This is a genomic window from Methylobacterium sp. (assembly GCF_028290105.1).
Lineage (GTDB): Bacteria > Pseudomonadota > Alphaproteobacteria > Rhizobiales > Beijerinckiaceae > Methylobacterium.
On record NZ_JAQGKL010000219.1, the window covers coordinates 1 to 5,990 of the forward strand.

Here is a 5,990-nt window from a genome sequence, read left to right on the forward strand (position 1 = left end):
GAGGCCGCCGGCCGGCGCGGCATCACGCCGGACGCCGCCCGCACCCTGGTGCGCACCAACAACACCGTGATCGGCGCCATCGCGGTGCGTCGCGGCGAGGCGGACGCGCTGATCTGCGGACTCGAGGGCCGCTTCGAGACCCGCCTGCGGGTGATCCGCGACGTGATCGGCCTGGCCCCCGGCGTGCTCGATTTCGCCGCCATGAGCCTGATCGTCACCAAGGAGGGCGCCTACTTCCTCGCCGACACCCACGTGCGGCCGGATCCCAGCGCCGAGGAGATCGCCGACGTCGCCGTGGCCTGCGCCGAGCATGTCCGCCGCTTCGGCCTGACGCCGAAGATCGCGCTGCTCAGCCACTCGGATTTCGGGCAGTCGGATTCGCGCTCGGCGGTGAAGATGCGCACCGCGCTCGGCCTCATCCGCGAGCGCCGGCCGGATCTCGAAGTGGATGGCGAGATGCAGGCCGATTCCGCGCTGTCGGAGATGATCCGCGACCGGGTGATGCCGGCCTCGCGCCTCAAGGGCCCGGCCAACGTGCTGATCCTGCCCAACCTCGACGCGGCCAACATCGCGTTCCAGTTCGCCAAGGTGCTGGCCGACGCCCTGCCCGTGGGGCCGCTGCTCATCGGCCCGGCGAAACCCGCCCACATCCTGTCGCCCTCGGTCACTGCGCGCGGCATCGTCAACGTCACGGCCGCTGCCGTGGTCGAGGCCCAGGCGGCCGCGATCGGCGAGAACGCCCCGCTGGCCGAACCGGGCGTGGGCCCCACCTCGGCCTGAGGCGCAACCCACGCGTGGGACGCAGGGCGAGGCGGCCCAGCCGCCGCCTCGCCCTGGTGGGTCAAATGCGGTAGCCCTGCTTCGGAGAGGGCGTGCGAGGGCCTGGCGCCAAGTTCCCCCATGCCGCCAAGTCCGCCACGCCGTCGCGGGCACGGGAGACCACGGATGCAACTCGGCATGATCGGCCTCGGCCGGATGGGCGGCAACATCGTCCGCCGCCTGCTGCGGGACGGGCACGAGGCGGTCGTCTTCGACCAGAACCCGGAAGCCGTGGCCGCCCTGGTGGCGGAGGGCGCACTGGGGGCTTCGAGCCTGGAGGACTTCGTCGCGAAGCTCAGCCTCCCCCGCGCCGCATGGGTGATGCTCCCGGCCGGCACCATCACGGAGGCGACGGTCAAGACCCTCGCGGGCCTGATGGGCTCGGACGACATCGTCATCGACGGCGGCAACTCCTTCTACAAGGACGACATCCGCCGCGCCGCCGAGTTGAAGGCAGCCGGCATCCACTATGTCGATGTCGGCACCTCCGGCGGCGTCTGGGGCCTGGAGCGCGGCTACTGCATGATGATCGGCGGCGACACGGCCGCCATCGAGCGCCTCGACCCGATCTTCCGGACCCTGGCGCCGGGCATCGGCAGCATCCCGAAGACCCCCGGCCGCGAGGGCCGCGATCCGCGCGCGGAGGCCGGCTACATCCATGCGGGCCCGAGCGGGGCGGGCCACTTCGTCAAGATGATCCACAACGGCATCGAGTACGGCCTGATGCAGGCCTATGCCGAGGGCTTCGACATCCTCCGGCACGCCAATTCCCCGGACCTGCCCGAGACCCACCGCTTCGAACTCAACATCGGGGACATCGCCGAAGTCTGGCGGCGCGGCAGCGTGGTCTCGTCCTGGCTCCTCGACCTCACCGCCGGGGCGCTGGCGCGGGACGAGCACCTCACCGACTTCTCCGGCTTCGTCGCGGATTCCGGCGAGGGACGCTGGACCCTGAACGCGGCGATCGAGGAATCGGTCCCGGCCAACGTGCTCTCGGCCGCCCTCTACGCGCGCTTCCGCTCGCGCGAGGAGGCCTCCTACGCCGACAAGCTGCTCTCGGCGATGCGCAAGGGCTTCGGCGGCCACCAGGAGCCGAAGTAGCGCCGCAGGCCTGTCCGCCCCGTTCCCCTCCGCCACCGAGGTGCCGCGCCGATGATCCCCCTGCCCCCGAGCGCCGAGGTCCTGCCCGATGCCGAGGCGGTGGCGGCCGCCGCCGCGAAGCGCCTCGTCGCCCTCTGCCGAAGCGCGGCGCGCCACGACATCGCGGTCTGCCTCGCCGGCGGCTCGACCCCGAAGCGCCTCTACGCGCGGCTCTCCGGGCCGGATTACCGGGAGCAACTGCCCTGGGAGCGCCTGCACTGGTTCTTCGGCGACGACCGCCTGGTGCCGTGGACGGATGCGGCGAGCAACGTCCGCATGGCGCGCGACGCCTTCGGCGACGCGCCCATACCCGAAGGTCACCTGCACGGCATGGCGACGGACGGTACGCCGGAGGCGGGCGCGCGCGCCTATGCCGAGACCCTGCGGGCGTTCTACGGCGCGGCGGACCTCGACCCCGCGCGGCCCCTCTTCGACCTCGTCCTGCTCGGACTCGGCGAGGATGGGCACACCGCCTCGCTGTTTCCGGCAACGCCCGCTCTGGCCGAGCGCACCGCCTGGACGGCGCCGGTGCCGGAGGCGGGGCTGGCCCCCTTCGTGCCCCGAATCACCCTCACCTTTTCTGCCCTGGCCTCGGCCCGCGAGACCCTGTTCCTCGTGACCGGCGCGGGAAAGCAGGAACCCCTGCGCCGTCTCGCGCGCGGCGAGGACCTGCCGGCGCGCCACGTCCGCAGTGTCGGCCGGCTCGTCTGGCTGGTCGACCGGGACGCGGCCGGTGCCTGAACCGCGCGAAACCTGATGAACGCCGGACCCGTCCGGCATTCACTTGATAAAAGGTGTTGCTTTGCAAAAAATGTTGGGCGAACACTTGCCGATTGCCGGAATGTCCCGGCCTTCGTGACGCTGCGCCATGGACGGGGACCACTCCGACCGGGAATCCCTCACGGGATTGCCCCTTCGCTCCGCCGCGCGGCCGCACTGGCGCCGGGCCTCCCGGCACCGGATCGGACCCTTGCGCAGCGTGACGGACGTCGGCGATCATCCGGTCCTTCGCGGCATCCGTTCCGGTGCCGTCACCGGCCTCGTCATCGTGGCCGTGCTCAGTCTGCCTGTCCTGCTCGTCCTCGGCGCGAAGGCTCCTGCGCCCGCCCGATTCGAAGCGCCGGCCCGGGTCTGGGCCGCGACGCCTGAGGCTGACGCCACCGTCCGGGCCTGGGCGGAGCCATCGCCCGCGCCCGCGATCGCCCCGGTGACGACCGCCCTCGCCGCACCCGTGCCGGTCCGCGCCCCTTCGCCCGCGCCATCGCGCGACAGGGCGCGTGACGATCGCCCGACCCTCAGCGTCGATCTGATCCCGGTCCTCGACGACGAGAGCGGCGACCTCTCGGTGGAGGAGCCGCCGGTGCCTGTCGTGAAGCAGGCCCGCCCGGGTCGTGTCCCTCCTCCGTCACGGCCCGCGCGAAGCCCCTGATTCGGTCCTGGCGCTGATCCCAAGCGGAAGCCCGGCGCCTGGGCGACGCCGTCGGACGAAGGCCCGGTCGGACACCGATGCGGCCAGGTTGCCCGGACAAAGGTTCGAGGATCGGCCGCCTTGCATGAAAAAACCCGCCGCGGCGGAGCGGGGCGGGTCGAAACAGGGATGATCCCGGCGAAGCGGATCAGGCTGCGCGCCGGACCGTGTCCTCGGCGTTGTCGTTGAGCGCGACAAACATGCCGGCCGAGGCGGTGTCCGCCACGAACGAACCCGAGGCGGCATCGTCGGTGAGGAGGGCCAGCATCGGTCCGATGGCGACGGCGGCCAGACCGAGAACGAACAGCGCGATCATGGTGGGAACTCCGGTGACGTCGTGAAGCGTGGTTATCGCACTGCACAACGAGCCTTGGTATACCACATATCGCATCGAGCTCATGCAACCGGTGCGTGGCTCGATCGCCGGCGCTTCCGGCTTGCGCGGCCCCACCGCCCATCCGCAGTGTTCGCCCCGGCGCCGGAGCCCTGGCGTGATCGTCCGGTTCGCGAACGCTCCCTTCGCCTCAGCGATGGATGGGCTCTGGGACGATCGGCGGGAGCGGCAGCAGATAATACCCGCCCACGAGCAGGATGGCCGAGAGAACGAGTCCGAGGGAGGAGACGTACAGCACCGCGAAGACGTCCCGATTGAAATCCGCGTTTCGCAACACGATCGCCGCGAAGGGAATGCTCACCAGGGCGATGAGGATTGAGGTGACCATCTCGGAGCCTTCTGGCCGGAACCCGGTGCGCACGGAACCCGGACGAGCGTTTCTCACCCGCTGTCCGACCGATGTGTTCGGCCGGCGGTCTCGGGGCGGTCCACCGGATCTGGGATCACGAAAACGCCGCCCCGCCGCGATGCGCCGGGGCGGATGTCGCCGTCAGGCATGCGCCAGGGCGCCGGCCGGCTGGAGCGAGCCTTGCGCGGCGTGGTGCCGCTTCAGCATCGGCCGGAGCACGGCGATGGCGAGGAAGGCCGCGATCAGATCCATGACCGCCACGGTGTAGAGGACCGTCGCCCAGGTGCCGGTGGCCTGCATGAGCAGGTTGCCCAAGGGGACGAACAGGGCCGCGAAGCCTTTCGCGCAATAGAGCACGCCGTAGATCTTGCCGATGTGCTTGGAGCCGAAGGTGTCGGCGGCGGTGGCGCTGAACAGGGAGTAGACCTCGCCCCAGGCCAGGAACACGATGCCCGAGAGGATCACGAAGGCCCACGGGTTCGTGCCGAAGTAGCCGAGCGCCACGATGCCGATCCCCTCCATCGTGAAGGCGATGAACATCGTCTTTTCGCGCCCGATCCGGTCCGACACGTAGCCGAAGAGCGGACGCGAGATGCCGTTCATGACCCGATCGAGCATCAGCGCGAAGGGCAAGGCGGCCATGGCGAAGAAGTACAGGTTGACCTGGAATTCCTTGACGCCGAGGTCCTGAGCGATGACGCCGAGTTGGGCGACCGCCATCAATCCCCCGGTGACCGTGCAGGTGAACATCAGCAGCATCACCCAGAACACCGGTGTGCGCAGGGCTTCGCGCAGGGTGTAGTCGCGCCGCGTCTGCAGGACCTTGGTCGAGAAGACGACCTCGCCCTTGCCCGGCCCGCGCAGGCCGATGGCCGCCAGCATGATGATGCCGCCCTGGATCAGTCCGAAGGTGAAGAAGGCCTGGGCGTAGCTCCCCGCCGCGATCATGTTGGCGATCGGGATGATCGTCAGCGCCGAACCCGCGCCGTAGCCGCCCGCCGTCAGGCCGACCGCGAGGCCGCGCTTGTCGGGGAACCACTTCAGGGCATTGTTGATGCAGGTCGCGTAGACGCAGCCGACGCCGATGCCGCCGGCGACCGAGCCGGCATAGAATCCGGTGAGCGTGGTGGCGTACGAGTTGATGATCCAGGCCAGACCCGTCATCAGCCCGCCGAACATGACCACGCGGCTCGGGCCGTACTTGTCGATGAAGTAGCCCTCGATCGGGGTCAGCCAAGTCTGCACCACCACGAAGATCGTGAAGGCGACCTGGATGGCCGCGCGATCCCAGCCGAAGGTCTTCTGGATTTCCGGAACGAAGAGCGTCCAGGCATATTGGATGTTCGCCGCCGCGACCATGCAGGCCACGCCAAGCACGAGTTGTAGCCATCGGTTGGCGGTCGGTTTCGCCGTGGGGGGCGCGGCGGCGGACGAAGCCATGAGCTTTCTCCCTTATTCAACGTCGAGCTTGCGTGGGGTTATGCCTGATCTGAACTATCGTTCAAGATTTTGCTCTCCGTGCAGGAACGGATCCTTCCGCCCAGACTAACCAGTCGCGTGTATGTATTATTTGGTATGCAAGATGGCCGTACAAGCAAAATAATTCATGAATCGGCGACATTTTTTCGGATTAAACAGTGCTGACCGCTCGTTTGCCTTGCCTCTTTGTGCTGGATCCGATGGCGCGTGGGAGCAGCCGGTCTTCGCGGGGCGGCCACGTGACGGAGACCTCGGCCCGTGCGCCGAAACCTTGCGGCAGGCGACGCGAGGCGCGTCCGGACCCATGATCCTGGCGGACCCATCACCCCGGCGGACCTCGG

The 5,990-nt window shown here is 69.2% G+C and carries 7 protein-coding genes; 4 read left to right on the forward strand and 3 right to left on the reverse strand.

All coding sequences use genetic code 11. The features are described 5' to 3' along the window. The 4 genes from JWQ05_RS15680 to JWQ05_RS15695 all read left to right on the forward strand — a co-directional run. Positions 1-780: phosphate acyltransferase (locus JWQ05_RS15680; protein ID WP_299660131.1), on the forward strand; the 780-nt coding region annotated here is incomplete at its 5' end. Between the two features lie 165 nt (positions 781-945). Then, complete coding sequence (gnd, locus tag JWQ05_RS15685; RefSeq protein ID WP_299660133.1) at positions 946-1,920, forward strand: phosphogluconate dehydrogenase (NAD(+)-dependent, decarboxylating); 975 nt, start codon at positions 946-948, stop codon at positions 1,918-1,920. A gap of 51 nt (positions 1,921-1,971) precedes the next feature. Beyond that, positions 1,972-2,700, forward strand: coding sequence for a 6-phosphogluconolactonase (gene pgl / locus JWQ05_RS15690; RefSeq protein ID WP_299660135.1), 729 nt, complete (start codon positions 1,972-1,974; stop codon positions 2,698-2,700). A 127-nt stretch (positions 2,701-2,827) separates the two neighbouring features. After that, positions 2,828-3,388: a hypothetical protein gene (locus JWQ05_RS15695; protein WP_299660137.1), complete on the forward strand. Its 561-nt coding sequence runs from the start codon at positions 2,828-2,830 to the stop codon at positions 3,386-3,388. Positions 3,389-3,575: 187 nt separating this feature from the next. Here JWQ05_RS15695 and JWQ05_RS15700 read toward each other — a convergent pair whose 3' ends face one another. The 3 genes from JWQ05_RS15700 to oxlT all read right to left on the reverse strand — a co-directional run bounded on the left by JWQ05_RS15700 (position 3,576) and on the right by oxlT (position 5,610). Beyond that, a complete protein-coding gene (locus JWQ05_RS15700; RefSeq protein WP_299660139.1) occupies positions 3,576-3,743 on the reverse strand; it encodes a hypothetical protein in 168 nt (55 codons plus the stop codon). A gap of 208 nt (positions 3,744-3,951) precedes the next feature. After that, positions 3,952-4,149, reverse strand: coding sequence for a hypothetical protein (locus JWQ05_RS15705; protein WP_299660141.1), 198 nt, complete (start codon positions 4,147-4,149; stop codon positions 3,952-3,954). Between the two features lie 162 nt (positions 4,150-4,311). Then, positions 4,312-5,610: an oxalate/formate MFS antiporter gene (oxlT, locus tag JWQ05_RS15710; RefSeq protein ID WP_299660144.1), complete on the reverse strand. Its 1,299-nt coding sequence runs from the start codon at positions 5,608-5,610 to the stop codon at positions 4,312-4,314. Between the last annotated feature and the right edge of the window lie 380 nt (positions 5,611-5,990).